The organism is Mesorhizobium sp. M00.F.Ca.ET.216.01.1.1 (assembly GCF_004010325.2).
Taxonomy (GTDB): domain Bacteria; phylum Pseudomonadota; class Alphaproteobacteria; order Rhizobiales; family Rhizobiaceae; genus Mesorhizobium.
Genome location: NZ_SADR02000140.1, coordinates 1 through 430, shown reverse-complemented (window position 1 = coordinate 430; position 430 = coordinate 1). Strand labels below are relative to the sequence as shown.

Annotated in this window: 1 pseudogene; it reads left to right on the top strand. The window is 61.4% G+C overall.

Annotated elements, in window-relative coordinates:
• Nucleotides 1-430 (top strand): annotated as a pseudogene (locus EN859_RS35425) (ABC transporter permease subunit); the annotation flags it as partial.

The window sequence follows — 430 nt, the reverse complement described above, 5'->3', positions numbered from 1 at the left end:
GCGCCAGGCGGTCCGTTCAACCAGGAGCGGGGCCTGAGCCCGGAAATCAGGGCCAATCTCGAAGCCCAGTTCGGCCTCAACGATCCGCTCTGGCTGCAATATGTCCACTATCTCGGCAATCTTTTGCGCGGCAATTTCGGCCCGAGCTATAATTTGCCTGACTTCACCGTCACCGAACTCTTCGCCAAGGGCCTGCCGATCTCCGTGCAACTCGGCTCGTCGGCGCTGGTGCTGGCTCTGCTGCTCGGGAGCATCCTTGGCACGATCGCGGCGCTCAACCAGAACAAGATAGCCGATTATTCGGTGATTGCTCTAGCCACCGCCGGCAGCACCATCCCGACCTTCGTCATCGCGCCGGTGATCCAACTCGTCTTCGGGCTTTCATGGAAGCTGTTGCCGATCGGCGGCTGGGGCGACGGCGCCTTCATCA